At 40.2% G+C, this 25,613-nt stretch carries 20 protein-coding genes; 11 read left to right on the top strand and 9 right to left on the bottom strand.

Annotated features, from left to right (window positions below; genetic code table 11):
* Window positions 1-74 precede the first annotated feature (74 nt).
* Complete coding sequence (katG, locus tag ABD873_RS10080) at window positions 75-2,351, top strand: catalase/peroxidase HPI (RefSeq protein ID WP_345067972.1); 2,277 nt, start codon at window positions 75-77, stop codon at window positions 2,349-2,351.
* A gap of 93 nt (window positions 2,352-2,444) precedes the next feature.
* On the opposite strand, the gene lysA is transcribed toward katG, so the two are convergent.
* From lysA to serC, 4 genes are all read right to left on the bottom strand, one after another.
* On the bottom strand, window positions 2,445-3,605 hold the full coding sequence (gene lysA, locus ABD873_RS10075; protein ID WP_345067970.1) for a diaminopimelate decarboxylase: 1,161 nt from the start codon (window positions 3,603-3,605) through the stop codon (window positions 2,445-2,447).
* A 27-nt stretch (window positions 3,606-3,632) separates the two neighbouring features.
* Window positions 3,633-4,949, bottom strand: coding sequence for an aspartate kinase (locus ABD873_RS10070; RefSeq protein ID WP_345067968.1), 1,317 nt, complete (start codon window positions 4,947-4,949; stop codon window positions 3,633-3,635).
* 123 nt (window positions 4,950-5,072) lie between these two features.
* Complete coding sequence (locus tag ABD873_RS10065; protein ID WP_039052858.1) at window positions 5,073-6,020, bottom strand: D-2-hydroxyacid dehydrogenase; 948 nt, start codon at window positions 6,018-6,020, stop codon at window positions 5,073-5,075.
* Window positions 6,021-6,042: 22 nt separating this feature from the next.
* On the bottom strand, window positions 6,043-7,110 hold the full coding sequence (gene serC / locus ABD873_RS10060) for a 3-phosphoserine/phosphohydroxythreonine transaminase (RefSeq protein WP_345067966.1): 1,068 nt from the start codon (window positions 7,108-7,110) through the stop codon (window positions 6,043-6,045).
* Window positions 7,111-7,445: 335 nt separating this feature from the next.
* On the opposite strand from serC, the gene gyrA reads away from it, so the two are divergent.
* The 3 genes from gyrA to ABD873_RS10045 are packed head-to-tail and all read left to right on the top strand — an operon-like array spanning window position 7,446 to window position 12,292.
* Window positions 7,446-10,007 (top strand): DNA gyrase subunit A, encoded by a 2,562-nt coding sequence (gene gyrA, locus ABD873_RS10055; RefSeq protein WP_345067964.1) that lies wholly within the window; start codon window positions 7,446-7,448, stop codon window positions 10,005-10,007.
* Window positions 10,008-10,011: 4 nt separating this feature from the next.
* Window positions 10,012-11,109, top strand: coding sequence for a tetratricopeptide repeat protein (locus ABD873_RS10050; RefSeq protein ID WP_345067962.1), 1,098 nt, complete (start codon window positions 10,012-10,014; stop codon window positions 11,107-11,109).
* Between the two features lie 13 nt (window positions 11,110-11,122).
* On the top strand, window positions 11,123-12,292 hold the full coding sequence (locus ABD873_RS10045; protein ID WP_345067960.1) for a tetratricopeptide repeat protein: 1,170 nt from the start codon (window positions 11,123-11,125) through the stop codon (window positions 12,290-12,292).
* Window positions 12,293-12,366: 74 nt separating this feature from the next.
* On the opposite strand, the gene ABD873_RS10040 is transcribed toward ABD873_RS10045, so the two are convergent.
* Both ABD873_RS10040 and ABD873_RS10035 read right to left on the bottom strand, forming a co-directional pair.
* On the bottom strand, window positions 12,367-12,819 hold the full coding sequence (locus tag ABD873_RS10040) for a GNAT family N-acetyltransferase (RefSeq protein ID WP_345067958.1): 453 nt from the start codon (window positions 12,817-12,819) through the stop codon (window positions 12,367-12,369).
* Window positions 12,820-12,887: 68 nt separating this feature from the next.
* On the bottom strand, window positions 12,888-14,579 hold the full coding sequence (locus tag ABD873_RS10035; protein ID WP_345067956.1) for an ATP-binding protein: 1,692 nt from the start codon (window positions 14,577-14,579) through the stop codon (window positions 12,888-12,890).
* A 489-nt stretch (window positions 14,580-15,068) separates the two neighbouring features.
* Here ABD873_RS10035 and ABD873_RS10030 point away from each other — a divergent pair, with 489 nt between their 5' ends.
* Window positions 15,069-15,674, top strand: coding sequence for a response regulator (locus ABD873_RS10030; RefSeq protein ID WP_345067954.1), 606 nt, complete (start codon window positions 15,069-15,071; stop codon window positions 15,672-15,674).
* Between the two features lie 82 nt (window positions 15,675-15,756).
* Entirely contained in the window at window positions 15,757-16,308 is a 552-nt protein-coding gene (locus ABD873_RS10025; RefSeq protein ID WP_345067952.1) for a hypothetical protein, read from the top strand.
* A gap of 47 nt (window positions 16,309-16,355) precedes the next feature.
* On the opposite strand, the gene metA is transcribed toward ABD873_RS10025, so the two are convergent.
* Complete coding sequence (gene metA / locus ABD873_RS10020) at window positions 16,356-17,303, bottom strand: homoserine O-acetyltransferase MetA (RefSeq protein ID WP_039053285.1); 948 nt, start codon at window positions 17,301-17,303, stop codon at window positions 16,356-16,358.
* A 206-nt stretch (window positions 17,304-17,509) separates the two neighbouring features.
* On the opposite strand from metA, the gene ABD873_RS10015 reads away from it, so the two are divergent.
* Genes ABD873_RS10015 through ABD873_RS10005 form a run of 3 tightly spaced genes read left to right on the top strand, consistent with a single transcriptional unit; the run spans window position 17,510 to window position 20,409 of the window.
* A complete protein-coding gene (locus ABD873_RS10015; protein ID WP_231561175.1) occupies window positions 17,510-18,262 on the top strand; it encodes a 5'-nucleotidase C-terminal domain-containing protein in 753 nt (250 codons plus the stop codon).
* Window positions 18,237-19,181, top strand: coding sequence for a bifunctional metallophosphatase/5'-nucleotidase (locus ABD873_RS10010; RefSeq protein ID WP_345067948.1), 945 nt, complete (start codon window positions 18,237-18,239; stop codon window positions 19,179-19,181). Before ABD873_RS10015 ends, ABD873_RS10010 begins: the two co-directional genes overlap by 26 nt.
* A gap of 28 nt (window positions 19,182-19,209) precedes the next feature.
* Window positions 19,210-20,409 (top strand): MDR family MFS transporter, encoded by a 1,200-nt coding sequence (locus ABD873_RS10005; protein WP_345067946.1) that lies wholly within the window; start codon window positions 19,210-19,212, stop codon window positions 20,407-20,409.
* Here ABD873_RS10005 and recR read toward each other — a convergent pair.
* Window positions 20,406-21,020, bottom strand: coding sequence for a recombination mediator RecR (gene recR / locus ABD873_RS10000; RefSeq protein WP_039053283.1), 615 nt, complete (start codon window positions 21,018-21,020; stop codon window positions 20,406-20,408). The two genes, ABD873_RS10005 and recR, sit on opposite strands and share 4 nt — an antisense overlap.
* A 90-nt stretch (window positions 21,021-21,110) precedes the next feature.
* On the opposite strand from recR, the gene ABD873_RS09995 reads away from it, so the two are divergent.
* Window positions 21,111-21,389: an Rdx family protein gene (locus ABD873_RS09995; protein ID WP_082021815.1), complete on the top strand. Its 279-nt coding sequence runs from the start codon at window positions 21,111-21,113 to the stop codon at window positions 21,387-21,389.
* Window positions 21,390-21,469: 80 nt separating this feature from the next.
* On the top strand, window positions 21,470-22,177 hold the full coding sequence (locus tag ABD873_RS09990; protein ID WP_345067942.1) for an LOG family protein: 708 nt from the start codon (window positions 21,470-21,472) through the stop codon (window positions 22,175-22,177).
* A gap of 70 nt (window positions 22,178-22,247) precedes the next feature.
* Here ABD873_RS09990 and ABD873_RS09985 read toward each other — a convergent pair whose 3' ends face one another.
* Complete coding sequence (locus ABD873_RS09985) at window positions 22,248-25,532, bottom strand: TonB-dependent receptor (protein WP_345067940.1); 3,285 nt, start codon at window positions 25,530-25,532, stop codon at window positions 22,248-22,250.
* Window positions 25,533-25,613 lie beyond the last annotated feature (81 nt).

Below are 25,613 nucleotides of genomic sequence, written 5' to 3'. Positions count from 1 at the left end.
TATTTTCCTTAAGAGTAAATTCCCTTTACTTTTATACTAACAAAACGTTAAATAATTCAAAAATTATATAAACTATGGAAAATAACGCTAATGACATCAGCAAGTGCCCGTTCCACAATGGAACCATGAACAAAGGAATTGCAGGTGCAGGAACGCAAAACAAAGATTGGTGGCCTGACCAGCTACATTTGGCCATCTTACGTCAACACTCGTCGTTGTCCAACCCTATGGATAAGGATTTCGACTATGCAAAAGAATTCAAATCCTTGGACCTCGACGCAGTAAAAAAAGATATTGAGAAAGTATTAACAACTTCACAAGATTGGTGGCCGGCAGATTTTGGACACTACGGTCCACTAATCATCCGTATGGCTTGGCACAGTGCTGGTACTTACCGTATTCAAGACGGACGTGGTGGCGGTGGTCGTGGACAACAGCGCTTTGCACCGCTTAACAGCTGGCCGGACAACGTCAATCTGGATAAAGCCCGCAGGTTACTTTGGCCTGTCAAACAAAAGTACGGACGCAAAATTTCATGGGCTGATCTTATGATTCTTGCCGGTAACGTGGCTTTGGAATCCATGGGATTGAAAACTTTCGGATTCGGTGGTGGACGAGAAGATACTTGGGAAGCCGACCAAGATGTATATTGGGGGTCAGAAACCACATGGCTGGGTGGTGACAAACGTTATGCACATGGTTCGGAAGGTGTTGAAGGAGAAGGGGTATTGGTTTCCGATGATGATGCAGATGGAAAAATCCATTCCAGAAATCTGGAAAACCCACTTGCAGCTGTACAGATGGGATTAATCTACGTAAACCCCGAAGGTCCGGATGGCAATCCCGACCCTGTAGCCTCTGCCAAAGATATTCGTGACACCTTCACCAGAATGGGTATGACCGATGAAGAAACGGTAGCTTTGATTGCCGGTGGTCACACCTTCGGCAAAACACATGGCGCAGGCCCTGCCGACCATGTGGGGAAAGAACCGGAAGCTGCGGGACTTGAAGAACAAGGTTTGGGTTGGAAAAATACATTCGGCACAGGAAAAGGTGCAGACACCATCACTTCAGGATTGGAAGTGACATGGACAAGCAAACCTACAGAATGGTCTAATCTATTCCTAAGTTATCTTTTCGGCTTCGAATGGGAGCTTACCAAATCTCCTGCAGGCGCTCACCAATGGGTAGCTAAAAATGTAGGCGAAATTATCCCGCATGCTCATGACCCTAATAAGAAGCTAAGACCTACCATGCTGACCTCAGATTTGGCTTTGCGCTTTGATCCGGTTTTTGAAAAAATAGCCAGAAGATATCTCGAAAATCCAGATGAGTTTGCCGATGCTTTCGCCCGAGCTTGGTTCAAGCTCACTCACCGGGACATGGGGCCAAAAGCACGCTACTTAGGTCCTGAAGTACCAGAGGAAGATTTCATCTGGCAAGATCCGGTTCCTGCTGGAAACTATAACTTAACAGAAGATGAAATAGAAAAAGTGAAAGAACGTATCGCTCAAAGCGGATTGACAGTGTCAGAACTTGTATCCACAGCTTGGGCTTCGGCTTCTACATTCCGTGGTTCGGACAAGCGAGGAGGTGCCAACGGTGCTCGTATTAGACTTGCACCACAACGTTATTGGGAAGTGAACAATCCGGCTCAGTTAAGTAAAGTGTTAGACGTGTTCGAAACTATAAAAGCTGATGTAAATAATGCTGGCATCCACATTTCTCTGGCCGATATCATTGTCTTGGGAGGTAATGTAGGTATTGAAAAAGCTATTAAGGCAGCAGGATATGACTTTAAAGTTCCTTTCCTACCGGGACGAGGTGATGCATCTCAAGAACAGACTGACATTTGGGCATTCTCTTTCTTGGAACCTAAAGTGGATGGTTTTCGCAACTTTAAAAGAGGATACACACCATTCTCTACCGAAGCAGCCTTAATAGATAGAGCCCAGCTGTTGACTTTGACAATACCAGAAATGACGGTATTGGTAGGAGGTATGCGTGTACTTGGAACAAATACTGACGGCTCCAAAAACGGTGTCTTCACCAGCCGAGAAGGAGTATTGACCAATGACTTCTTCGTGAATCTGTTGGACATGGCCACCGAATGGAAAGTGGTAGAAGGCAGCCACAGAGAGCTGTATCAAGGATTTGATCGCAAGACAGGAGAATTAAGATGGATAGGAACACGTGCGGATTTGGTCTTCGGTTCAAACTCCGAATTAAGGGCTGTAGCGGAAGTATATGCCTGCGCTGACGCTCAAGAAAAATTCATCAAAGACTTTATCGCTGCATGGACAAAAGTCATGAATGCCGATAGATTTGATGTCATTGCCCGTCAAAATTAAAAACTCCTAATCCGCATACTATAATAAAGCATAAGCCTCGATAGATTATTCTATTCGAGGCTTTTTCAAAAGGTATAAGAGACATTTTTAAGACTATTCGTAATAATAATGCCTTATCTCGTTTCTCAAATTATAATTTGAAGCCATAACCTCTCCATAAGCTCCGGCAGTACGTATAGCGATGAGATCACCACGCTTACATGGGGGAAGTTCTACCTCCTTACCAAAGCAGTCTGAACTTTCGCAGATAGGGCCTACCACATCATAGTTAAGCTTTTGTACACCTGCTATTTCCTCTCCTATCTTTTCTATCTTGTGATACGCCTGATATAACGCCGGCCGCATAAGTTCCGTCATCCCTGCATCCAATATCAGGAAATTCTTTTTCACCCCACTTTTGGTATAAAGCACCTTGCTGACCAACGTGCCACATTGGGCTACTAAAGCTCTTCCTAACTCGAAATGTACTTCCTGCTGCGACGTACGTTCCAAAAATTTATCAAAAATATCGAAGTAGGCTTCAAAATCCGGAATAGGATTTTCATCCGGATATTTGTAATCTACCCCCAAACCTCCTCCTACATTGAGCACTTTGATATAGGTTCCTCGCTCTTCAAACCAGTTTTTCCACTCATTGACCTTAACACACAGACTCTTGAAAACATTCAAATCGGTAATCTGTGAACCTACATGAAAGTGCAAGCCTACAAGATGTATATTTTCACAGCTGTTAATTACGGCTGCAGCCTTTTCCAATTCCGAGTTTGGCACACCAAATTTATTCTCGTCCAAACCTGTCGTAATATAATGATGGGTATGTGCATCAACATTAGGATTGATACGCAACGAAACATTAGCTTTCTCGCCTACCTGACCTGCTAGTTCGTTTATAACTTCCAGCTCTTGAATAGACTCTACGTTGAAAGCAAAAATCTTGTGCTTCAAGGCTGTAATAATCTCCTTATCCGATTTGCCCACTCCAGCAAAGGTTATCTTTTCCGCCGGGAAACCTATATCTATAGACTTTTGAACTTCATTGCCACTGACACAGTCGGCACCGAACCCCTTAGACTGGATAAGAGAAAGGATACGATCGTTGAAGTTGGCTTTCAGTGCATAATGTATATGGAAATTACGCTTGTCTGCTGCCTTCTTGGCGGCGTCTAAGGTCTTCTCTAATAAACGCAAGTCATAAAAATAAAGTGGCGTCTCTTGCTGCAACAGATTATTTTTTATTATATCGTTCTTAAACATCACTTACAAATTTACAATGTTAAACCATTAAAATAACCTATTGTGTAAGGATCGCAACGCCTCAGTTTTGTATTTTGTATCCAAAAGGATGGAAATATTATAATCCGAACCGCCATAAGAAATCATACGCAGCGGAAGGTGTTTCACAGCATCCAACACACGAGCAGCATAGCCATGCGTGTTAGCCCTGAAGTCCCCTACTACACAGATGATTGTCTGTCCCTCATCTACATTTACTTTTCCGAACAGCTCTATCTCTTTTACAATCTCCAACAAATGGGACGTATCATCTATAGACATAGAAACAGCAACTTCTGAAGTGGTAATCATGTCTACCGGTGTCTTGTAGCGCTCGAAAATCTCGAAGATACGACGTAAGAAGCCATATGCCAACAACATGCGCGAGGAATGAATGTTGATAGCCGTAATGCCGTCTTTTGCAGCAATAGCGCGTATAGTACCTTTCTCTCCTCCATCCTTGGAAATCAACGTTCCTGGGGCTTTAGGATCCATCGTATTTAGCAGACGTACCGGAATATTATACTTTTGTGCAGGAAAGACAGACTGCGGGTGTAGGATTTTAGCACCGAAATAGGCTAATTCTGCTGCCTCATCGAAGCTTAAGTGCGCAATGGGCTTAGTGCCCGACACCACACGAGGGTCGTTGTTATGCATTCCGTCAATGTCGGTCCATATCTGTACTTCTTCGGCTCTCAAAGCGGCCCCTATCAACGAAGCCGTATAATCGGAACCACCACGACGAAGGTTGTCTATCTCACCGAACGAATTGCGGCAGATATATCCTTGTGTGATGAACAGCTTATTGTCGGCATGTTGTTCCAACAAAGGAGTCAACTTATCTGTAATATATTCTACTATAGGTTCATTATCTTCATCAATTTTCATGAAATCCAACGCCGGAAGCAATATAGAAGGAATATTAATTTCTGTAAGGTAAAAATGCCATAATGTTGTAGACAACAACTCTCCTTGCGCTAGTATAATCTTCTCTTCGGTAGGCGTAAAGACATCATGATTACCGAATTCAGCGATAAGATTGAAATGATAATCTATCAAATCTTTACCTTTCTTAAACCCTTCTTCGGTAGAAAAAAGTTCTTTGATAAGTTGTTCGTACTTATCCTTATGTGCTTGAATTAATTCTAATGCCTTGGACTTTTCTCTGTCTGCAAAAGCTTGTGCTATTTCCACCAATGCATTGGTTGTGCCTGACACGGCAGACAACACCACAATCTGACGCTCGCTAGGATCTACAATATCTAATAACGCTTTGATGCGAGCTGCACTTCCTACGGAAGTTCCTCCAAATTTTAAAACTTTCATCGTTATAATTAGTAGTAGTTTAGACTAATCACTGATACTATTAAAACTTATTATACAAAAAAGCGGCACAAAACGCTATAAGCTATTTGTGCCGCATATATTCTTTTGATATATGCGGAAGAATCACTTCTTCAAGCTATCAATAAGTAAGTTGGCCAATTCTACACCGATACGCTCTTGCGCTTCGTTTGTTGCGGCACCGATATGCGGTGTCAAAGATACCTTAGGATGCTTCAACAAATCTTCTCTTGGTGTTGGCTCATTTTCAAATACATCTAACCCTGCAAAAGAAACCTTGCCGGAGTTCAATGCGTTCAACAGCTCTTCCTCATCAATCACCCCACCACGCGAAGCATTGACAATACCTACTCCATCTTTCAACAAAGCAAATTCTTCTTTACCGATTACCGGTTTATCCAAGAAAGGCACATGCAGTGAAATAAAATCAGAAACCGCAAACAGTTCCTTCAACTCTACTTGCTTTACAGGAACATCCACTGTAATGTTGCCCGAAAGCTCCAACGTCAATGTTTTAGGCCCTTCAAACAAGTCGTAGTAAACCACATCCATACCTAGGCCTAATGCGATTTTCGCTGTCTCACGACCTATACGGCCAAAACCTACAACACCTAGAATTTTACCTTTAAGCTCTTTTCCTGCTCCATAAGCTTTCTTCAAACCTCCGAAGTTAGTATTTCCTTCTACAGGCATCTTACGGTTAGCATCATAGAGAAAACGCACCCCTCCCAACAGATGAGCAAAAACCAATTCTGCTACCGAGTGAGATGAGGCCGCCGGTGTATTTACTACGGCAATACCTTTTGAACGAGCATATTCCACATCGATGTTGTCCATGCCTACACCACCACGACCGATAGCTTTGATATTAGGACAAGCATCAATAAGCTCTTTACGAACTTTAGTAGCACTACGAACGGTAATAGCATCGTATTCGTTAAGACGAGATGCCAACTCTTCCTGTGCTATATGGTTTGTATCTACTGTAAAACCTGCGTCTTCTAATATTTTTTTACCGATAGGATCGATCCCATCATTGGCTAATATTTTCATTGATCTGCTAATTTAAAAATTTTTACTTATGGCTCTCTTCAAATTCTCGCATGGCATCTACCAATGCATTTATGGATGTTATAGACAAAGCGTTGTAAATAGATGCACGGAAACCACCTACCGAACGGTGTCCTTTGATGCCTACCAGACCGCGCTTTTTCGCCAAAGCTAAGAATTCAGCTTCCAACTCCGGAGTATCCATCACAAAGGTAACATTCATACGTGAGCGATCCTCCACTTCTGCAGTTCCTTTGAAGAATGGATTTCTGTCAATTTCTGCATATAGCGTACGAGCTTTGATAATATTTTCCTGCTCTATAGCTTTTACACCTCCTTTGGCTTTCAACCAGCGTAAATTCAACATCGATACATATATCGAATACACCGGAGGTGTGTTGTACATGGAGCCTGCATTGATGTGGCTCTCATAGTTGAAAATGGTTGGGATAGTACGTCCTGTCTTTCCTAAAATATCATTTTTGATGATTACCAACGTAACGCCTGCAGGCCCCATATTTTTCTGAGCTCCTGCATAGATCAAATCGTAATCCGAAACATTAATTTCTCTACTGAAAATATCGGAAGACATATCTACTACTGTAGGTACGTTTGTCTGTGGCTTTTCGAAGACTTCCGTACCGTAGATGGTGTTGTTCGATGTAAAGTGAAAATAAGCAGCATCCGAAGGAACTTCAAAATCTTTCGGAATGTAAGTGTAATTTTTGTCTTTTGATGAAGCTACGATTTCAATCTGACCGAAATTCTTTGCTTCCTTGGCAGCTTTTGTAGCCCATACACCTGTATCCAAGTACGCGGCTTTGCCTCCTTCTGGAAGCAGGTTCATCGGCACCATGGCAAACTGCTGACTTGCTCCTCCTTGTAAAAACAAGATGGAATAGTTTTCTGGAACATTTAGCAATTCACGCACTAAACTTTCAGTCTCTTTGACAACCTCTTCGAACTCTTTAGAACGGTGAGAGATTTCTAATATCGACAGACCTGTATTATTAAAATCAAGAACAGCCTGCGCCGCTTCCTGAAATACCTCTTGTGGTAAAATACATGGTCCTGCTCCAAAATTATGTTTCATTATTGTTTGTGTTAGCTTTTATTTTCAGGCAAATATAAGAGCTTTTTTAATTAATTATCAAAATTAAATACTGTTCTTTATTAAAAATTCATCAATAAAACGTTTTTTATAAAAGATAATTATTGAGTAGCTCATTTTACTAAAGCGTTTTACCATCAAAACTCTCGTAATCAAACTTTTATTCCATATAAAAAAAATGACAAGAAAATAGCATAACCGCCCTTCCACTTTTCTTGACCTTAAGAGTCCTTTTTTTCGATAAAATATTGTAACTTCGCAAGGTAGCGGACGTATATATCCGCCGCAAAGTTTAGTTTTACTGATTCCAAATAAATATGGCTGAAGAAACAGAAAATGACAATAATCTAGTTCCTGCGGAAGACAGGATCATAAAAATTAATATTGAAGACCAGATGAAATCCGCATACATCGATTACTCGATGTCTGTGATTGTTTCCAGAGCATTGCCTGATGCTCGTGATGGTCTAAAACCTGTACATAGACGCGTATTATACGGAATGGACGGCTTGGGAGTTACTTCCAACAAGCCTTACAAGAAATCCGCTCGTATCGTCGGAGAAGTATTAGGTAAGTATCACCCACATGGTGACTCTTCAGTATATGACACTATGGTGCGTATGGCCCAAGAGTGGTCTATGCGTTATCCTATGGTAGATGGCCAAGGTAACTACGGTTCTATAGATGGAGACCCTCCTGCGGCGATGCGTTATACCGAAGCTCGCCTTCGTAGAATCGCCGAAGAGATGCTTTCCGATATCAAAAAAGATACCGTAGATTTCCAGCTTAACTTCGACGACTCCGAACAAGAGCCTACCGTCCTGCCTACACGTATTCCTAACCTCCTCATTAATGGAGCTTCCGGTATTGCGGTAGGTATGGCAACCAATATGGCCCCACACAACCTTTCTGAAGTCATAGATGGTATCAATGCGTATATCGACAACCGCGACATCGAGATATCGGAGCTGATGCAATACATCAAAGCGCCGGACTTCCCTACAGGGGGTATCATCTACGGACATTACGGCGTACGTGAAGCATTCGAGACTGGACGTGGACGTATCGTTATCCGTGGTAAAGCCGAAATAGAAACCACCAAAACTGGAAAAGAGCTCATCGTCGTAACAGAAATTCCTTATTTAGTCAACAAAGCGGACATGATCAAACGTACCGCAGAACTGATTAACGAGAAAAAACTCGAAGGAATTTCGGAAATACGTGACGAATCAGCAAAAGATATACGTATCGTTTACGAAGTAAAGCGTGACGCCAACGCCAACGTTGTATTAAACAACCTGTATAAATATACAGCCTTACAGTCTTCATTCTCAGTAAATAATATTGCCCTGGTTAAAGGAAGACCGATGCTAATGAACCTGAAAGATATGATTCAGGCTTTCGTAGAGCATCGTCATGAGGTAGTGGTTAGACGTACCAAATTTGAGTTGGCTGAAGCCGAAAAACGTGCACACATCCTCGAAGGATATCTCGTCGCCCTAGATCATCTTGACGAAGTTATTCAACTGATCCGTAATTCGGAAACCCCTGAAGATGCACGCGTAGGATTGATGGAAAAATTCGGCCTCTCAGATCTTCAGGCACGCGCCATCCTAGATATGACTCTACGTCGTCTTACAGGTCTGGAACGTGATAAGATCAAAGAAGAGTATGCCGAATTAATGAAGACTATCGAATACTTAAAAGAAATCCTGGCTGATGAAAGTTTGCGCTATAAGATCATCAAAGACGAGTTGATAGAAATTAAAGAGAAATATGGTGACAAACGCCGCTCTCAGATAGTCTACTCGGCAGAAGACATGACCATGGAAGACTTCATCGACGATGAGGAAGTAGTCATCACCATCTCACACAACAGCTATGTGAAACGCACTCCGCTGTCGGAATACAAACGTCAGGGACGTGGTGGTAAAGGTTCTTTGGGCTCCAGCACCAGAGACGAAGACTTCACCGAACACATCATTACGGCAACAGCACACAACTATATGTTGTTGTTTACGGAATCCGGACGCTGCTACTGGCTGCGTGCCTTCGAAATTCCGGAAGGAAGTCGCACCTCTCGAGGAAGAGCCTTACAAAATATCATTAACATCCCTAAAGAAGATAAAATCCGTGCCTACATCTTGGTGAAAAACCTTAAAGATAAGGAATACATGGACAACAACTTCATCATCATGTGTACCAAAAAGGGAATCATCAAGAAGACTTCTTTAGAGGCTTATTCACGTCCTAGAGCAAACGGTATCAATGCCATCAACATCAATGAGGGTGACCAATTGATCGACGCTTGTTTGACAACAGGAAACAGCGAAATCGTGATGGCTCTAAAATCGGGAAGAGCAATACGCTTCAACGAATCTACCGTTCGTCCTATGGGCCGTACCGCTACGGGAGTTCGAGGAATTACGCTTGCCAGCGATGACGATGAAGTAGTTGGCATGATTAGTGTTAATAGTCCTGATGTTACCGTGTTGGTAGTTTCGGAAAAAGGGTATGGAAAACGTACCGACATTGAAGACTACCGTATTACAAATCGTGGTGGTAAAGGTGTGAAAACTATCAACATCACCGAAAAAACAGGCTTGTTGGTAGCGATTAAAGACGTGACAGACAATGATGACCTGATGATAATCAATAAATCGGGCATCGTAATCCGTATAGGTGTAGATACCCTTCGTGTGATGGGTAGAGCAACGCAAGGGGTACGTCTGATTACGTTGAAAGAAAACGATGAGATCGCATCTATTACTAAAGTAGCAAGAGAGGAAGACGAAGAGGTTGAAGAAAATATAGATGAAAACACTATGGACAATTCAGCCGAAAACGACACAACAGACAATCAAGCGACTGAAGAATAAAAAAATGAAAGCAATATTAGCTTCAATACTTTCGATATTTATAGGTTCTACTGTTGTAGCCCAGTCTAACTTTAAGGAGGGCTCCAACAGTTTTGCCAAATACACGAAAACAGGCGACGTAAAAGAATTGGAAAATGCCAAAAAATTCATTGATGCCGCCTACAAAACTAGACGTGACTCTTCATTAACTAAGAACAACGTGCTTAGAGCTATGATTTATAGTTCTATGGCTTATGCAGACTCTTTGCGCAAAATCAAAACAGATAAAGATCCTATCATCATTGCGGAAGATGCCTTGAAACGTATCCGCCCGCGGGATAGAAAAAATCTCACTAACGAAATTACTTACGTCAAGCAAAATCTTATTGCAGCATATATTTATAAAGCAAATAAGGAAATAGAAAAAGAAGAATTCGAAAAAGCGTATAACAGCTTCCTTGAAGTCGAGAAATTAGGGTCGCAGTCGGTAGATGTATTGAGGAATTTGGCATATCTGTCCGCTCAGGCAGGAAAGTATAAAGAAGCCATCTCCTATTACCAAAAGCTGATACAAAGTACAGAAGCAGAACCAGAGGTGTACATAGCATTGGCCCAAGCATATAAAGCCATAGATAACTCCCAAGAATATCTAAGTACTTTACAGCGAGCTCGTCAACTGTTCCCTAAGCATAAGAATATTCTTTTTCTGTTAGTGGATTTTTATGCACAAAATAAAACCTATCAAGCCCTCACTCCTATCATTGCTGAGGCTATAGCCTATGAGCCTGATAACATAGAACTTTACTATCTGGCTGGATTTGCACACGAAAATGTAGGTAACATTGCCGAAGCAAAAAATTATTATTCCAAAGTATTAAATTTGGAAGAAGACAATTATGATGCTAATTTGGCATTAGGATTGATATATTTAAATGAATATCTAAAGGATAAAAACAATTTAGAAGCACAGTATATGGCACAGGACTACCTACTGAAAGCCAATGGAATCAAACCTTATGCTACAAATGCCCTAAAAGGCTTGGCTTTATTCTATGAAGCTACTGGCGATCAAGAACAATTAGACAGAGTCAATCTGCTTCTAAATCAGTTATCAAATAATTAAAAAGGTAAAACGTATGAACATTAAAAAAGGAATTTTATTTGCTGCCATATTTTTCTCGGCAGGTTCATTATTCGCCCAAGCCGGCAAAGTAAAATCAGCATTGACAAATTTTCAAAAGTATTACGAATTTAAACAAGCCGGAAATGCTAAGCTAGGCGAAACGTTTATTAAATCGGCAAAAGAAGCCATCGATGCAGCAATCGTTCACGATAAGACCAAAGAATCTGCGGAAGCATGGGCATACTACGGTACCATCTATGCCAACATTGGTGCAGATGCCAACAACGCTGAAGATATCGCTAAAGCTAAAGAAGCATTAGCCAAAGCCCGCCAGTTGGACAAAGACAATAAGTTCACCGAAAACATTACTTTAGGTGAACAAACCATTTATGTATACAACTTCAACCAAGGAGTAGCGGCTTGGGATAAACAAGATTATAATGCCGCATATAATGCTTTCCACGAAGCTTCTTTGATCGTGCCAGGTGACACTACCACCACATATTATGCCGGCATCGCTGCCCTACAAAGCAATGACTATCAAAAAGGATTGGAAAAATACCTTGCTTTGGTAGATCGTAAAGACTATAGCGAACACAAGAAAATCCTTAAAGATCTTCCAAACATCTATTTGACATTACAGGATACTACTAACGCCTTGAAATATGCCGGCATCGCCGCAAAAGAATATCCAGAGGATAGTGAGATTGCCAACCAAAATATCAACTTTAACATTGCGTTAGGAAATACAGCAGGTATAATGAACGATCTTAAAGCTCAAATAGAAAAAGAACCAACCAACAAAACGCTTTACTTCTATTTGGGTATCGCTGAAGCTTCTCAAAATAATGAACAGGCAGCTTTAGAAGCTTATAAAAAAGCTTTGGAAATTGACCCGGACTACACTGACGCCAACGTTAATGCTGGTGTAGTTATCATGAATCTTGTCCGTGAAGATTTACAAAAATTGAACAGTGACAGAAATATTACCAATGCAGCATACAATGCGAAAGTAGCTGAATTCAAAGAAAGAGCTAAAGGTGCAGAAAAATATTTCTTAAACGCCATTAAGGTTAATCCTAATGAAGAAAGCGCTTTGAGAGGTTTGAAAAGCTTATATGACTTCTTACAAGCAGAAGAAAAATCTAAAGAAATTCAGGCTAAATTGGATGCTTTAAACTAATGTTTTCTAAGTCTCAATAAAAGAAAGCCGGAACAAATGTTCCGGCTTTCTTTTTGAGCTTAAGGAAAGTTAAGTTACTTGTTTTTGACAAGTTTATACATGTCAAAGCCTTTTGCCCAGTAGTCCTTATGTGTTTCAACTAATTTAAACCCGCTTTTTTCATAAAACGGATATACAAACTGAGAGGTACGGACCACAATAGTATTAACGTATTCCCTCTTGGAAATGATGCCCAAACGATGGTCCAACAAAAGCTTGCCTAATCCTTGATTGTGATACTGCGGCAATAGCAAATCCCAACTCAGCTTTGCTATCTTCTTAGCCCTGTCGTAATTGATACCTCCTCCTCCAACAACACTTTCTTCCATTTCCAAAACATAATAATCCTCCAACTCATTGGTCAGAAAATTTCTGTAATCTTCAATCTCGGACTCAGCAAAGTATTGAGGTATGTTTTGCTCTAACACACGAACCAACGGTTCAAAATCTTCATTTTTGTACTTTCTTATAACTATGGATGGTATCATAACACTGATTTGCCTCAAATTAACAAATTATCAGCTTAATTCCAAGTCAACGATATAGTTGTACGCTATCAAACAATATCTTTCAATTTAGGATAGCATATAATATTCACCACCGTACCTTGTCCTTTCTCTGATTCTATATTAATTTTTCCCTTAAGACTGCTCACCCGAGAATAAAGACTTCGAAGACCTAAACCTGCATTTACCTCCATGACATCCGCAGATATGCCTTGTCCGTTATCTTCGATAATAATCATCATCATGCCCTCTTTGTTGGATTGAATCTGTACCAGGGCATGACTTGCATGGGCATGTTTGGTAATATTATACAGCACCTCTTGGATAATACGATAAAGCATAATCTCATCTTCCATAACTATATTTGCCGGCACACTTATCAACTGCAGATCAATCTTAAGCTGTTCATTTTGAAGTTTTTTGCAGTATTGTTTTATTGCTTCCACAAAACCGAATTTCTCCACCACGAGAGGCGTGAGGTTGTAAACAATACGTTGAAGCTCTTGTTTACACTCCCCCACATATCCCAAAATCTGATCGATATGGGCTTTATCCTCTGTATTATCCTCTTGCCTTTCCTGTAGGCTGTACAATGCAGTTTTCACGGAAGACAGCAATCCCCCAAGACTATCATGCAAATCATTAGCTATACGGTTTCGCTCCCTATCTTCCACCTGCTTAAGCAGCTGCATCTCATAGATTTTTTTATTCTGCCTTTCTTCCTCCAATCTAGCTTCCAACAGGGCATATTGGTTCATCGCCAATTGCCTTTTACGGACGTTGTTCTTATGAATCAAAAGCGAAATACCAGCAAGAAAAACCATCAATATGACCAAAGACACAATAAAAATACGATTACGTTGTTTGGTCACTTCCGCCTTCTCATTTGTTATTCTAAGTTTTTCAATTTCATTAAGCTTTTCATTGAGCTTGAAATTGTAATCCAACTCCTCTATCTGCATTTCTTTAGTTCGCTGTGTCTCTTCTTCCTGAAATTCGAGAAGCTCGTCATATGTATCATACACCTTCTCAATCTTTCCAGTCTGCTTATAAACATCTAATAGATTTCTTAAAATATAAGACTTATAAATATTAAGCATAAGGACCGGAGAATTAGCCAAAATATATTTATAAAGATCTATAGCTTCATCATAACGTTTTTGCAAAGCGAAACAACGCGCTTTCATAAAATTAGAATACAAAATTTCTCCGTCATTATTACGTTCCACAGCTATATTGTAGGCCGAATCAATATTCTTATAGGCCTCAACAAAATTTTTGTCCAGTGCCAACAGATATGCATTGATACTATGATATCGAGAAATATAAATTATATGACTCAGCACCTTTCGTGTTAGAAATTGTGCCGCCATTCTATTATATTTTCTGATACTATCCGGTTGGTTAAGTTTCAAATAATTAGATGCAAGAAGGATATAAGAAACACCTTTATATCTTTGTACTTCTTGGGTCAATTTCTTTTCATGGATGACCTTATATAGAAAATCCAATGATTTTTGTGTTTCGTTATATTGGTAATATATAAGGGCTAAATTGAAATTATATCTATATAAAAGTAGTGTGTTATTGCTTTTAAGTAGCTTAGGATAAAGTTCGGAAAGCATCCTTAACTCTGTCAATGCATAGCCCATCCGACCGATAACCGTAGCTTCCAACAGCTGAAACTCATACAGCATATTTTGCAACTCCGGAGTAGTCGACCCCCTGAGGTAACTTATCATCCCTTTGATATAAGAAAGAATAGTGTCCGGTTCTACGAAAAAATATAGCTTTGAATAATGATTGAATAATATTTTGGAATAGGTAAGACTGTCTTTTTGGTAATTTTTATCAAGCAGATAATGCTTTTGAACAAAATTGCGGTTAAAATCAAAGTTTTCTTCTTTATTCTTATTTAACAAGTCATTTATTAACACATGCTTCTTCTCTAGTTTACTTGTGCGTTTTATAAGATTTATAACAGAGTCATTATACTGGTTCAACGAATCAAGAGAAAAAGATTTTGCACATAATGGACTGGTAAGTAGAAAATAAGATAGTATATAAAAAATAATTTTTTTAAATTTCATAGGTAGATAATCCCAAAACTTATATAAATATACTTCAAATCCCTCAATACAAAGAATATTTTTAAACAGTGCTACAAAATCATTGTATTTCTTATTTAATTATTGTATTATTAAAACATCTTACTATGAAAAGCATCATTTATGAGAAAGGTTATCATTATAGAAGACCACCCTATAGTGGTTTTTAACCTTAAAATTGGTTTACAGCAATACGATGATATCCATATTGTTGATAATTTTTCTACCGGTAAATCACTTTTCGAATTTACAGGACTGAAAGATATCGACGTTGCTCTTCTGGACATCAATCTCCCAGATACAAGTGGCTTTGAGATTTGCCCCTACCTCAAAAAAGTAAATCCTCATATCAAAATCATTGGTTACTCTTCTTTTGAAGATTACGAATATATCAACAGATTTATGAAAGCCGGAGCCGACGGCTATATAGTGAAAGGGGCAAAAATCCCCACAATTTACGAAGCTATCACAAAAGTAATGAACGGTGAATTCTTCTTCTGTGAAATATCTAGTGAAAAACTAGAAAACATCCATAAAGATAATAGTATACCTACGGTAAAACTTACCAAAAGAGAAACACAACTCATTGAGCTTTTAAAAGCTAATAATTCATTAGACCAGATAAGTAAAGCTATTGGAGAAGATTTGAAGACTACAATCTTAATAATCGATATGTTAAAGGAAAAAATAAACTTTTATCAGCTTCCTGTCTTACTACCAGAATATTAATTTGGTGAAATAAAAATCATACTCCGTAAGTGATTCACATCTTATAAAAAAGCTGATCAACAAAACTGCACTACTATCACTGTTGGTTGGAATTTTGGTAGGTTGTCATCCACCAAATAACCCTCCACATACAGACAATGAGAAAGAAGGCGTCCTGAGTATAGAAAAATTTCTAAGCAACATACCTATTTCCGATGTAGATTTGAATGATTTTCCATACCTAAAAGTCCCCAAAGGAGCCAAATCGACCAATGAAAATATCTGCGAAAATTGCACCTTCATTTTTTATCTGGATAGCCTAAATAAAATCCCTGTTAAAGGACGTGTCTTTAGTGCTATGCTAGAACAAGACCCTGCAAATAACTTTGAAATCACCACATACTATGTCATCAAGAATATCACCGACCAAGTGAGTACTCTAGGAGGAATTAAAGTATTTGAAGGCGATGTCTTGCCTCCCATGGACGAATCGGTAAAGGATAATACGACATGGAGGTTAAACTTAAAAGATAATAGCCATGTCAGTAGCTACCTTATCCGACGAGGAGAAAGCAATATCCATATATCTGTAGCTACCAATCATATTCCTAAATTACAACTAATAGTCGTTGAAAGTAAAGAAAGTGTACATTAAAAAAAAGACTTTGAAAAGTTTTCAAAGTCCTTTTTATGTCGTGGCTATTATTCGCTCTGCTCACCAATATCGCCTAAAGAAGCAATATCGTTAAGGTTATATGGAGTCTCCTGATACACGTAATAGTTGAGCCAATTGTTGAACAAAAGGTTGGCATGGCTTGTCCAACGTACCATAGGTCCCTCATTAGGGTCATCATTTCGATAATAATTTTTTGGCATCTCTATGTCCAGACCTTTTTCCAAGTCACGCATATATTCTTCATGCAGCGTGAATGGATTATACTCCGAATGACCAGTAAGGTAAAACTCCCTTCCTCCTCTTGAACTTAAAATGGCAATTCCCGCCTCTGGAGATTCCGAAAGGATGGTTAATCCGTCTTTGGACAACACTTCCTGCTTATCAATAGTTGTATGTCGGCTATGCGGAATGTAAAATTCATCGTCAAAGCCTCTAAACAACGGATATTTCTTCTTGCTAGCGGTATGTTTGAATACACCGAACAACTTTTTGTCCAAAGCAATTTTGTTGACGCCATAAAAATGATACAAGGCAGCTTGGGAAGCCCAGCAGATATATAATGAAGAGGTAACGTGTGTACGGGCCCAATCAAAAATCTGTACAAGCTCCTCCCAATAGTTCACCTCCTCAAAAGGAAGCATCTCTACAGGTGCCCCCGTGACAATCAATCCGTCGTAATATTGATTCGAAACTTCACTAAAAGTCTTATAAAACATCTCCAAATGCTCCTGTGGAGTATTCTTGGATACATGAGATTCCATACTCAAAAATTCCATCTCCACCTGTAAAGGATTGTTGGACAGAAGCCGGATAAAGTCGGTTTCCGTCGAAATCTTTAAAGGCATAAGATTGAGCACCAATACACGCAACGGCCTAATATCCTGCGTATTGGCCCTCAAATCACTCATAACGAAAATGTTCTCACGCTTTAGAAGTTCTATAGCCGGCAAATTATCTGGAATCTTTAAAGGCATACTTTTTCTCTTCCTCCTACTCTAGTTTAGATCGATTATTTAAGGTGAATAATTTAGATTTCAATAAGCCAAATTACAACTAATACTTTGTTTGAAAAAATTAGAATTCTTTTTTTTACAATTTTACTAGGACGAAATCAAAATTTTACAAAAAGATAATTGGCTCCTAGCCACATTCTTCTTAGCTTCGCATAAAATTTAGTACCATGAATTTCTTTTCGAAAATATTCCCGACGCTCTTGCTAACCCTCTCCCTAGTGGGATGCAAGACCACTCAATGGGGACATAGCACTTCAACCCACAACTATGTCATTAACAGTCAGGTTGAAGAAGACAGCAGCATCATCCGATATTATTTGCCTTATAAGCAAAAGATGGAAATTGAGATGAACAGAGTCATCGCCTTTGCCGAAGACAACCTGTACCGCACGCGATCAGAAGCCGAATCTTCGGCTGGAAACTTTTTCGTAGATGCACTGCTGGAAATCGGAAAAACACTGGATCCTGACGTACAGTTTTCTATTGCCACAAAATTCGGTATACGTGCAGACATCAAGAAGGGAGATGTTACAATCGGCAATATCTATGAGCTCATGCCTTTTGAAAATTATATCACCATATTGGAAATAAAAGGGTCGGAAATGGCTAACCTGTTACAGTTTATGGCCAACACAGGGGGACAACCTATCGCGGGAATGACCATGAAAATCAAAGACGGAAAGCCGGTAGATGTCTTTATTCAAGGCCAACCTTTCGACATCAATAAGAATTATAAATTGGTGACCTACGATTATCTGGCTAATGGCGGCGACCGCATATTAGGACTAGACAACCCTATTTCGAGAAAAGATTCAGGAATATTGGTCCGAAACGGTCTTATCGACTACCTGAAGAAGTTAACAAGTGAAGGTAAAACCATAAATACTAAACTCGATGGCAGAGTTCAAATCATTAAATAGAAGAAATTTCCTAAAAAATATAGGAGTATTGGGTGGTACTATAGCACTAAGTCAGCTGCCTACAGACCTGTGGGCTAAGCCTACAGAAATAAAGCTTACCATCCTACATACCAATGACGTACACAGCCGCATAGAACCTTTTCCTATGGATGGTTCAAAACTACAAGGATTAGGAGGTGTAGCACGCAGAAGTACGTTGATAAACAAAATACGTAAGGAAGAAAAGCATGTACTTCTGTTCGATGCAGGAGATATGTTTCAAGGTACCCCCTATTTCAACCTTTTTGATGGAGAGCTGGAGCTTACCCTCATGTCCAAGTTGGGATATGATGCAGGCACCTTCGGCAACCACGAATTTGACAATGGCATTGACGGTATTCTCAAACATTTCGACAAAGCCAACTTTCCTTTCGTTACCTCCAACTACGACTTCAGCAATACAGCCTTGGCCGGAAAAACCAAGGAATACCTGATTTTGGAGCGAGGTGGAATACGAATAGGAGTCTTCGGACTAGGCGTCAATGTCGAAGGACTTGTAGACAAGAAAAACTATGCAGGGATGAAATATTTGGATCCTATTGCTGTAGCAAACAGAATAGTTCCTACGTTAAAGAACAAGCATAAATGCGATATTGTTATCTGTCTTTCTCATTTGGGATACAGCTATACCACGGATCAGATTTCGGATTTGAAATTGGCCGCCGCAACAAAGGATATCGACCTTATCATAGGAGGACATACACACACCTACCTAGAAGAACCAACCCGTGTCCTTAACGCTGCCGGCAAAGAAACTATAGTCAATCAGGCTGCAACGGGTGGAGCAATATTGGGAAGAATAGATTTTATCTTCAATCCCAAAGACAAAACAAAAAAGGTTGTATTCAACAATTACAAAGTTGACAACAATATTGTATAATTAACCTTTTAAATTACATAAAAATAGATTGAAAGCTCTTTTTCAAACATATATAAACTCATACAAAGGATTATCGCAAGCGGCATGGCTATTGGCTTTGGTGATATTGATTAACAGAACCGGGTCCATGGTAATACCTTTTCTGGGGATGTATATGTCTTCGGAGTTGGGCTTCAGCAAGACTCAGATAGGTCTGGTGTTAGGCTGCTTTGGATTAGGAGCGGTATGTGGTTCCTGGTTAGGAGGTTGGCTGACAGACCGCTTTGGTAATTTTAAAGTTCAGGCCATCTCCCTGATGGCGGTAATACCACTTTTCTTGGTGCTACCGGCTTTCACTACCTTCGAAGGGCTGGCTCCTATGATTTTCCTGCTTTCCGTAGTGGCCGACACATTTAGACCGGCCAACTCAGTTTCGGTGGCACGCTATGCTAAACCCGAAAATATTACACGGGCCTATTCACTCAACAGGATGGCCGTAAATTTAGGGTTTTCCATAGGTCCTGCACTGGGAGGCTTCCTCGCCACTATTTCCTATCATTGGATTTTCTATGGTAACGCTATTGCTGCCGGATTGGCATGTATTGTCTTTATCTATTTCTTCAAAAACAGAAAGCCTAATGTAACAACCAAAGAAACTTCTGAAGATACGAAAAAAGAGAAAAACGCTTATCGGGACGGTCTCTTCATCATCTTCAATATTTTATGTTGCCTCTTTTCAATGGCATTCTTTCAGCTGTTAAGTACTTTACCGCTGTTTTATAAGGATGTTTATCGCTTAGACTCCACACAGATAGGTCTTCTTCTAGGGTTTAGCGGCTTCGTCATAGTGGTTTTTGAAATGGTCTTGGTCCATTTCGTAGAACATCGCTTTACGGTACGGCAGATTATGGTGTGGGGTACAGCCATTACTTCCATAGCATACTTTATGCTGAATATAGATTTTGGGCTTATCTGGCTTTATATGTCCATGTTTATTCTTTCCACCGGGGAGATGCTGACACTACCCTTTATGGCTACAATCTCTATCAAACGAGCGGGATTACATAACCAAGGAGCCTATATGGGGTTCAACTCATTAGCCTTCGCTGCAGCCAATATCGTTTCCCCTTATTTGGGAACTTACCTAGCTGAACACTACGGATACTTCACCTTGTGGACAGTGGCAGGTAGCCTACTACTACTTGCTAGTGGTGGATTCCAGTTTGTCATTACCAAGATGAAGATTTAACCTACGTTGCGTTCGTATGGCACACGAGTTAATATGGAGCGGCCCAGTGTTATTTCGTCCACGTATTCCAATTCTCCACCGAACGCTATACCTCTAGCTATGGTCGTAATCTGAATATCAAATTCTTTCAGCTTACGGTATAGATAGAATATGGTGGTATCCCCTTCCATAGTAGCACTGAGGGCTAGGATTACCTCTTTGACGTCCCCTCGACGTATGCGTTCGAGAAGCCCTTCGATTTTTAGATCCGAAGGACCTACACCTTCCATCGGAGAGATAAGCCCTCCCAATACATGATAAACACCTTGATACTGGTTGGTATTTTCTATGGCCATGACATCACGAGTGTCCTCCACCACACAGATAGTCGTCTTATCACGCTTTACGGACTGACAGATCTCACAGACAGCTTCATCCGAAATATTGTAGCATTCGCGACAATACTGTATCTGCTCTTTGAGCGTAGTCAGGGACTGCACAAAACGTTGCACTTCGCCATCCGGCTGTTTGAGCAGATGTAACACCAATCGCAATGCGGTCTTTTTCCCGATTCCGGGCAGGCGCCCGAACTCCTCTACCGCATTTTCTAATAGCTTGGATGAAAAATTCATAATACAAAGGTAATTATTTTTTATGTCAGCAAAATATCAGTATACGAAAACATTGCTCCGTTCTGCATTATATTTTTTTATATTTCTGTTATGAAACCAACACTACAGATTGAATATTGCCCTAAGTGCGGATGGATGTTACGGGCTGCTTATATAGCCCAAGAGTTACTGACCACCTTTGAAGAGGATGTTTACGGCATTACGCTTATTCCTAGCGAGGTGAGCGGCCGTTTTCAGATACGTCATGAAGATTTTATGATTTTCGACAGAAAAAGAGATGGAGGCTTTGCAGATATCAAAACCCTAAAGCAGCGGGTAAGAGACCGCATCTGTCCTGAAAAAAACTTGGGCCATTCGGACAAAAAATAGCTTTCTTAAGGAAAATTTTAGTATAAGGATAGAAATATAATTTTTATTATATTGCAACTCTTGATTTGAGTTTAAAGAAGATGACGACAGGAGAAAGTAAAATTAGAAATTCGTTTGCCAACAAAACTTGGCAAGAGATTAAAGTGAAAGATTCATGGCAGATTTTTAAAATCATGTCAGAATTTGTGGATGGCTTTGAGAAGTTGGCAAAAATAGGTCCTTGTGTTTCTATATTCGGTTCGGCACGAACTCCTGAAAACCATAAATACTATCAGATGACCGTAGAGATAGCCAAACTTCTGGCAGAAAAAGGATACGGTGTGATCTCTGGGGGTGGTCCGGGAATTATGGAAGCAGCCAACAGAGGAGCTCACCTTGTGGGTGGAAAATCGGTAGGCTTAAACATCGAATTGCCATTCGAGCAGTTTCACAACAGCTATATAGACAGAGATAAAATTCTAACCTTCAACTACTTCTTCGTACGTAAGGTTATGTTTATGAAATACTCTCAGGGCTATATCGTGATGCCTGGAGGGTTCGGCACGATGGATGAGCTATTTGAAGCGATCACTCTTATCCAGACCGGAAAAATCGCCCGCTTCCCTATCGTATTAGTAGGCTCGGAATATTGGGGCGGTTTGTTCGAATGGATCGAAAAGACCATGCTTGCCAATGCATATATCTCTCCTGAGGACCTAAAGCTGTATAGAATAGTAGATACCGCCGAAGAGGCTGCCGGACATATCTTTCGTTTCTACGATAAATATTTGCTCAAACCAAACTTCTAATAAAAGACATCCATTAAAAAAGCCTTTCCGATATATGGAAAGGCTTTTTACATATAGCACTTAAACAACCTTAGTTAAACTTGAATTTCAACCCGAATTGCATGTAATACGTTGATGATATTGTTTCGTTTACGTAAGTTGTTGAACGAATAATATCTCCATTGCTATAATTAAGTTGGAATTTAGGTTTTGTTGTACCGTCAGGAGTTAATGCACTTGTATTTGTCGGTCTCAACAACTGGGTATTAGCGGATTTATACACACCCCAATTTGAACTTAATAAGTTGCCTAGATTAAATACATCCCAGAAAAATTCCAACGAATTATTTGCTCCGCCTACATTTTTGAAGATTTCTTGAGATAGACGGAAATCAAACTGATTTCTCCAAGGCATCACGCCACCATTACGCTCTGCGTATTTTCCTTTGCGTGATTTTAAATATTTATCGTTATCAATCAACTCAAAGAATATATCGGCCTGCTCTTGAGCAGTATAAGCCCTTCCACCATAGTTGCTGTTACCAGCAGCTATTGGATCAAACTCTATTTCTGCAGGACTGCTAGGCACATAAATCAAGTCATTGTTGTTTGAGTTTCCGTCGCGGTTGAAGTCTCCAGCATAAACATAGCTCATTCTTCCTGTTGAAGATCCTGAATAGAATAAGGTCATAGTAGTATTCAACTTACCTATCCAGTTATTGCTGTAAGAAACAAACCCTACCAATCTGTGAGGTACCACGTTTGTAGTATATCCTAACGAAGGAACGTTTGGATTTCCTGTGTTTGTAGCTGGCAATGACCACAAGTTGGCAATCTGGTCTCCCGAACCATCACCAAAGTTTTTAGCTCCTGAATAAGTGTATGCTAAAGATGCCGACATGCCATTCCAATTGTTTTTCTGTAACTGTGCTGTTACTGAATAATAATGACCTCCTTTAGCATTTGTCATATAGGTAGGATCAAAACGGTTTGTCGCATCAGGCGTAACCAATCCATTAGAATTTAATTTATTGATGTATTTACTAGCTGTGCTGGCTGGATAGATATATCTGTGATCATTATATCCTGGGATTGCTAAAGCAGTAGGTTCTACAAGGTTTACGTTTTTCGCCACAACAGCATTAAGGTCTTTGTTATAAATACCTTCTAATGTAGCAATAATTCCTCCTGGCAATGTGTAGTCTACAGCTAAGCTGGTCTTCCATGTTGAAGGGAACTTCAAGTTTCTATCCATAGCTGAGATAGAACTTGGAATAGAGGTTCCTGCCTGAGGAATTGGAGAAGGAAAATTAGCTTTGATATCCGGATTAAAATCAGGAATACGGTCTGCAGGAAAGATTTGTGTATATTGCAACATACCTGCATCACCAGACTGAGCTACAATCCATACAAAAGGAATACGTCCGGTGAAAATACCCGAACCACCACGCAATACCAATGAACGGTCTCCATAAGCATCATAGTTGAAGCCGATACGTGGAGACACCATCACTCGCGCTTTCGGAGTCAAACCTGTATTTAGCTTTAATCCGTCAGCAAACGTTAACTGCTCCACAAGCGGGTGTGTTTTCATAGCAGAAATGCTAGGGAATGTTGGCAATTCCAAACGAACACCTCCAGTCAGTTTCAGTTTACTGTTAACAGCAATCTGGTCTTGAACAAAAAGCGAATACTGTGCAAATTTGAATGAAGGGAAAGCCTGAGAGCCGTCTTCTGTCAGTGGGAAAGTAAGCACATAGTTAGCTGCCTTAGCCCCATTTACAAAATCATCCCACGAATTATACAAGTAATATCCTGCCCCAAAACGTTGGAAACCATTTTTTGTCGTACTAGCCTCGTATTGGGCTCCATACGTGAAGTTGTGGTTTTTGTATACATAGTTCCCGTCGTAATACACAGTCAAAGTCTTCACATCACGTAAGTTGCCATAAGTGAATGGCTCATAGCCGAAAGTGGTGATAATATTATTTCCCTCCTTGATATCCACCAGAGGAAAGTCTGCTCCGCCAGAAGAACGTGGTTCGTTTTGATGAACGTATGCTACACGTATAGTATTATTAGTGTTGCCCCACTTACCGGTATATTCCGCTACTCCCGAATAGAGGTTAGTTTCTTGGAAATAGTTGGAATTAGAGAAGTGTAAAGCATTTGATCCGGTACGGCTTAGGTTGGAAAGTCCTGATCCAGTGAAAGAATTACTGATTTGACTTGGACTCTTTCCTTTTACCTGATTGTAACGGAAGTTAATTTTATGGTTGTCGGCAATGTTCCAGTCGATCTTAGCGAAAAGTTTATCGTTATTGCTCTTATTCGAGTAACCTTGATAAACACCTGGATCATATCCATATTTAGTGATCAAGTAATTTCTTACTTCATCCAGAAACTGATAAGTAGGTCTTGCAATGTTGGAGTTACCCGAACCATATTGACGGTTGTTGGCGTCATCTGCAACTTTTGTTGGTCCAGGTTCTACGGTTTTATTTTGCTCCAAGTTAACGAAGAAGAACAACTTATTTTTAACAATAGGACCTCCTAAGCTTACACCGTATTGTTTCTCCTCCATATCGTTGATAGCAACTTGCGTATTTTTTACACGCGAACCTTGCTGATGATCCGAACGTCCGGTATAGAAAGCCGATCCGAAGAAGTTATTACGGCCGGAACGCGTTACCGCATTTACCGCAGCACCTGTAAAACCTGACTGACGTACGTCGAAAGGTGTCACATTCACCACAATCTGCTCGATAGCGTCAATAGAGATTGGTGAACCATTGGCAGGAATATTTTGACCTATACCAAATTGGTTGTTGAAATTCGCACCATCCACCGTAAAGTTATTTGCACGGTAGTTACCTCCCCCTATCGCTGTACCATTTGCCTGTGGCGTAAGACGTGTCAAGTCGTTAACACTACGAGAGATGGAAGGTAAATTTTCAATCTGCGAACGGTTTACTACAGTGGAAGCACCATTTTTGTCACTCTTTGTACGACTGCCTGTGATAGTTACCTCATCGATTAGCAAAGCATCTTCCCCAAAAACAGGATTCAATACAAAGGGTTGTCCCAACTGAAGATAAACATCTTCATAAACAATAGGATTTTGTCCCACATAGGTGATCTCCACGCGATAAGGACCGCCTACACGCATGTTAGCCAAGTTAAACCTTCCCTGAGCATTCGTCGCCCCCGAATACGTGGTTCCAGAAGGAATGTGGGTTGCTTTGATTGTCGCACCTGCCGTGGATTTTCCGGTGCTTTCGGTCACTACCCCGGTTAGACTACTGGTAGTAACTTGTGCTTGTACCGTCGCTAAGCTAGCAAACAGCAAAGCAAAAAGGAGTAAATATGTTTTCATTAAACGTAAAATTGATTGGTCAACGGTGTAAAGTTACACAACAAATTCCTGATTTAAATAGGGTTAACAAAAACTTAATAT

Source organism: Sphingobacterium thermophilum, assembly GCF_039541675.1.
Taxonomy (GTDB): domain Bacteria; phylum Bacteroidota; class Bacteroidia; order Sphingobacteriales; family Sphingobacteriaceae; genus Sphingobacterium; species Sphingobacterium thermophilum.
This window is presented reverse-complemented; position numbering and strand designations above follow the sequence as displayed.

What these genes read in the sequence shown, in the direction of transcription:
- katG (WP_345067972.1), top strand. Translation starts at nt 75, where the DNA reads ATGGAAAATAACGCTAATGACATCAGCAAGTGCCCGTTCCACAATGGA.
- lysA (WP_345067970.1), bottom strand. Translation starts at nt 3,605, where the DNA reads ATGTTTAAGAACGATATAATAAAAAATAATCTGTTGCAGCAAGAGACG.
- ABD873_RS10070 (WP_345067968.1), bottom strand. Translation starts at nt 4,949, where the DNA reads ATGAAAGTTTTAAAATTTGGAGGAACTTCCGTAGGAAGTGCAGCTCGC.
- ABD873_RS10065 (WP_039052858.1), bottom strand. Translation starts at nt 6,020, where the DNA reads ATGAAAATATTAGCCAATGATGGGATCGATCCTATCGGTAAAAAAATA.
- serC (WP_345067966.1), bottom strand. Translation starts at nt 7,110, where the DNA reads ATGAAACATAATTTTGGAGCAGGACCATGTATTTTACCACAAGAGGTA.
- gyrA (WP_345067964.1), top strand. Translation starts at nt 7,446, where the DNA reads ATGGCTGAAGAAACAGAAAATGACAATAATCTAGTTCCTGCGGAAGAC.
- ABD873_RS10050 (WP_345067962.1), top strand. Translation starts at nt 10,012, where the DNA reads ATGAAAGCAATATTAGCTTCAATACTTTCGATATTTATAGGTTCTACT.
- ABD873_RS10045 (WP_345067960.1), top strand. Translation starts at nt 11,123, where the DNA reads ATGAACATTAAAAAAGGAATTTTATTTGCTGCCATATTTTTCTCGGCA.
- ABD873_RS10040 (WP_345067958.1), bottom strand. Translation starts at nt 12,819, where the DNA reads ATGATACCATCCATAGTTATAAGAAAGTACAAAAATGAAGATTTTGAA.
- ABD873_RS10035 (WP_345067956.1), bottom strand. Translation starts at nt 14,579, where the DNA reads ATGATAAGTTACCTCAGGGGGTCGACTACTCCGGAGTTGCAAAATATG.
- ABD873_RS10030 (WP_345067954.1), top strand. Translation starts at nt 15,069, where the DNA reads ATGAGAAAGGTTATCATTATAGAAGACCACCCTATAGTGGTTTTTAAC.
- metA (WP_039053285.1), bottom strand. Translation starts at nt 17,303, where the DNA reads ATGCCTTTAAAGATTCCAGATAATTTGCCGGCTATAGAACTTCTAAAG.
- ABD873_RS10015 (WP_231561175.1), top strand. Translation starts at nt 17,510, where the DNA reads ATGAATTTCTTTTCGAAAATATTCCCGACGCTCTTGCTAACCCTCTCC.
- ABD873_RS10010 (WP_345067948.1), top strand. Translation starts at nt 18,237, where the DNA reads ATGGCAGAGTTCAAATCATTAAATAGAAGAAATTTCCTAAAAAATATA.
- recR (WP_039053283.1), bottom strand. Translation starts at nt 21,020, where the DNA reads ATGAATTTTTCATCCAAGCTATTAGAAAATGCGGTAGAGGAGTTCGGG.
- ABD873_RS09995 (WP_082021815.1), top strand. Translation starts at nt 21,111, where the DNA reads ATGAAACCAACACTACAGATTGAATATTGCCCTAAGTGCGGATGGATG.
- ABD873_RS09990 (WP_345067942.1), top strand. Translation starts at nt 21,470, where the DNA reads ATGACGACAGGAGAAAGTAAAATTAGAAATTCGTTTGCCAACAAAACT.
- ABD873_RS09985 (WP_345067940.1), bottom strand. Translation starts at nt 25,532, where the DNA reads ATGAAAACATATTTACTCCTTTTTGCTTTGCTGTTTGCTAGCTTAGCG.